This is a genomic window from Bradyrhizobium sp. P5_C11_2 (assembly GCF_054049755.1).
The window spans coordinates 1-3,213 of record NZ_JBFULT010000716.1 but is presented as its reverse complement, the minus strand read 5'-3'; the positions used below and the strand labels follow the sequence as shown (position 1 = coordinate 3,213).

Below are 3,213 nucleotides of genomic sequence, written 5' to 3'. Positions count from 1 at the left end.
GTGACGATCTTGCCCGGGGTCTGCGACGGCTTGCCGTTCTGCTGGTTCGGCTGGTTGTTGCCCGCCGGCAGGTTGACGATCTGGCCGCCATTGCCGAGCTTGCCGATGACGTTGTTGTCGCCCGGCTTCTGCACCACCGGCAAATTGCCGTTGATCTGCGCGCCGCCATTGCCCTGCTGCACCAGCGGCATGTATTTGGGCTGGCCGAGATTGCCGATCTTGAAGGTCGGGTTGATGTTCTGCGGGGCCAGGAACTTCGTCGCCTGCATCAGCGGGATCAGCTTCGGCTGCGCTGCGAGCTTCAGCGCGGACACGGCATAGGGGCTGTTGCCGTAGCTGTCGTAGAAGGTCTGGTAGCCGAGCGGCGAGTTCGCGAGCACCGCCTTGTGCCAGGCCTGCGAGATCAGCAGGTTGGAGAGCAGCCAGCGGATGTGATCGCACAGCGGGTCGTGCGGATACATCTGGATGAACTCCTGATAGTATTCGGGGCGGCCTTCGGACAGCACGTAGTCATAGGCCTGACGCGTCGAACGGCTCGGCAGGTTGGACGCCATCTGCACCACCGGCGCATTCACCGGCGCGCGGCTGGCGGCAACCGCGGTGTCGCCGAAGAAGGTGAAGTCCGAGGTCAGCGACGAGCTTTCCCACGGAATCTGCGCGCCGCTGGTGGTCTGGTTCACCGCGAGACGCACGCGCTTGAACAGCTGCTCGATCGGCACGTTGGGCTCGCGTGCGACGTTCAGGAAGGCCTGCGTGTAGGGGCTGTGGCCGCCGGTGCCATCCAGCGCTTCCGTACCCGGCGCCGTCGAGTAACCGACGATCGAGCCGTTCGGCGCATCGACGATGGCGAGGCCCCGGCCGGCGTCGTTCACGGTCGGGAACGGATTGTTGCGGCAGGCATCGAGGATGACGATGCGCACGCGACTCGGAATCGTCTCCAGCGTCGACATCACGTCGACCAGGCGAACCGAGTTGTTGACGAGCTCGGTCGGGTTCGACACCTTCGCATCGACGGGAACGAGGTAGTTCTCGCCGGCGAGCTGCACGCCGTGACCGGCATAATAGACCATCGCAACGGTGTTCGGGCCGCGCGCGGCGACCTTGGCGGAGAAGTCCTGCACCACGCGGAGCATGTCGTTCTGGGTGAGGTCGGTTGCGGCGACCACCTCGAAGCCGGCCGAATTCAGGAACTGCGCCATCGACTGCGCGTCATTGTCGGGGTTTTCGAGCTGCGGCGCGTTCCGGTAGTTGGAATTGCCGATCACCAGCGCCACCCGCTGCTCCGGGCCTTGCAGCGCCGTCGGCGCGGCCGGCTCGACAGGGGCCACTTGCGCGGAAACGGGGCCGCAGGCGAAGCCGACCAGGCTTCCGAGCAGGCCGGCATACATCAGGAAAGGCTTTAGGCGGAACATGGCGTGCTCCTTTGGCACTCATCTCGATGCGAGATTGGTTGCGAGCAAGCTTGGCCGCGTTCGAGCCCGGGGTCCGTGATCGCGGTCACCATGCTAGGCTGCGTGATCTGAATCACGCTGGAACCTGCTATGGTTAGCGCGCGCTTGCCGACCGCGCTGCTTTCGCCGGCCAAAGACATGTCAGTAGGGATGGTCCGTCACATGCTGAAATCGATCGATCCGATCCTCACGCCCGATCTGCTCTGGCTGCTCGCCTCCATGGGCCATGGCGACGACCTCGTGGTCGTCGACGCCAATCATCCGGCGACACACATCGCCCGGACGACGTCGTCGCAGCGCCTGATCCAGTTGCCGGGCATGCGCATGGAGACCGCCATGCGCGCCATCATGACGCTCTATCCGCTCGACGATTTCGATCCCGATCCGGTGCGCGTGATGATGCCCGTCGACGATCCCGACCGCGTCCCCGACGTGCAGCGCGCGGTGCTGGCAGAAATCGAACGCGCAGCCGGTTGCCCTGTAACTCCCGGCAAGCTCGCGCGCGCGGATTTTTATCGCGCGGCTGCTGCGGGTTTTGGCGTGGTGCAGGTCGGCGACAGCAGGGGGTATGGGTGCTTCTTGATCAGGAAGGGTGTGATCAGCTAACGGAAGTCGTGTGCGGCTGTGAAGCCTTGCACTTGAATTTGAATAGCCTTCCCGCAAGCGACTATCTATGGTCGATTCATGTCACGCTTTCTGTGTCTATCTGTTGCTATCATTCTGTCACTGTTGTCGATCACCGCATCAGCCGCCCCGGTCAAGAAACGGCAGGCGCAAGCCTGGCATGGCTACGGCTTCCTGCCGGGCTATCGCCAGCCGCTCAGCAACAGCATTCCGCTTTACAAGCAGAAGGAAGCGATGCGGCGGCTGTCGCGCAGCGACCGGCGTCATTGGTATATCGACCCGGTCCCCCAATATTACGGCTGGGATGGCGAATGGCGCTATTTCGGCCGCCCCGGCTTCGGCGGCGGCCGCTACAACGGCGGCAGCTTCGGTCCATGCTGGACGCGGACACCGATCGGCGCGGTCTGGAACTGCGGGTGATCGGCTTCGTCATCGCGAGCCAATGGGTCGCGCGCAGCGCGGCCCGATGAAAGACTCCGYGAAGCAATCCAGAGTCTTGTTGCGGAGGGATGCTGGATTGCTTCGCTACGCTCGCAATGACGAGAGTGAGCGGCGTGCGCCATCTATCACCGTCACCCTGAGGTGCGCGCTCTGCGGCGCGAATGCGCCGTGGAGCAAGCCTCGAAGGGCGACGGCCCGGCTGCATCGCGGCCGTGCATCCTTCGAGGCTCGGCTTGCAATGCTTTCGCATCGCAAGCCTCGCGCCTCAGGATGACGGGACTGGAAGCYGCGCTCGCCTTACGAGAAGAACGCGATCTTCTCGGCTTGGGTCATGCGGCGGAGCGGGGCGAGGGGATCGTTGGCGGCGGCGCGGGGCCTTTGCAGCATGCCGCTGGCGAGGATGCTGGCGCCGAGCGACGGCTCGGGCATGAACGACGGCATGGGCGACGGCATCGGCAGCGTTGCGACTGGAGCCATCTCCGGTGCCGGATGCTCCATCACCTCGGCGGCGGCCTCGGCAATGGCGTTGGTGAGGCGCGCGAGCGATTCCATCGCGATCGGCGCGTCCGCGGCGGGCGCTTCTGCGATCGGGGCTGCGGCCGGCTCCGGCGCGATCGGCTCCGGCAGCTCGGCGGCCATCGGCGCTGCGACCTCCGCAACAATCGGTTCCGGAATTGGCGTGGCCATCTCGGCGGTC

3 protein-coding genes and 1 pseudogene are annotated in these 3,213 nt (G+C 65.0%); 2 read left to right on the top strand and 2 right to left on the bottom strand.

Annotated features, from left to right (window positions below):
* Nucleotides 1-1,412, bottom strand: a 1,412-nt coding sequence (locus ACXJL8_RS37455) for a caspase family protein (RefSeq protein ID WP_456686651.1), incomplete at its 3' end; no start/stop codon positions are given.
* A gap of 201 nt (nucleotides 1,413-1,613) precedes the next feature.
* Between ACXJL8_RS37455 and ACXJL8_RS37450 the strand changes: the two genes are divergently transcribed.
* Together ACXJL8_RS37450 and ACXJL8_RS37445 are read left to right on the top strand one after the other, a co-directional pair.
* Nucleotides 1,614-2,057 (top strand): RbsD/FucU family protein, encoded by a 444-nt coding sequence (locus ACXJL8_RS37450; RefSeq protein ID WP_456622101.1) that lies wholly within the window; start codon nucleotides 1,614-1,616, stop codon nucleotides 2,055-2,057.
* 78 nt (nucleotides 2,058-2,135) lie between these two features.
* Nucleotides 2,136-2,495 (top strand): hypothetical protein, encoded by a 360-nt coding sequence (locus tag ACXJL8_RS37445; RefSeq protein ID WP_456622100.1) that lies wholly within the window; start codon nucleotides 2,136-2,138, stop codon nucleotides 2,493-2,495.
* 318 nt (nucleotides 2,496-2,813) lie between these two features.
* Here ACXJL8_RS37445 and ACXJL8_RS37440 read toward each other — a convergent pair.
* Nucleotides 2,814-3,213, bottom strand: a pseudogene (locus ACXJL8_RS37440) (hypothetical protein); the annotation flags it as partial.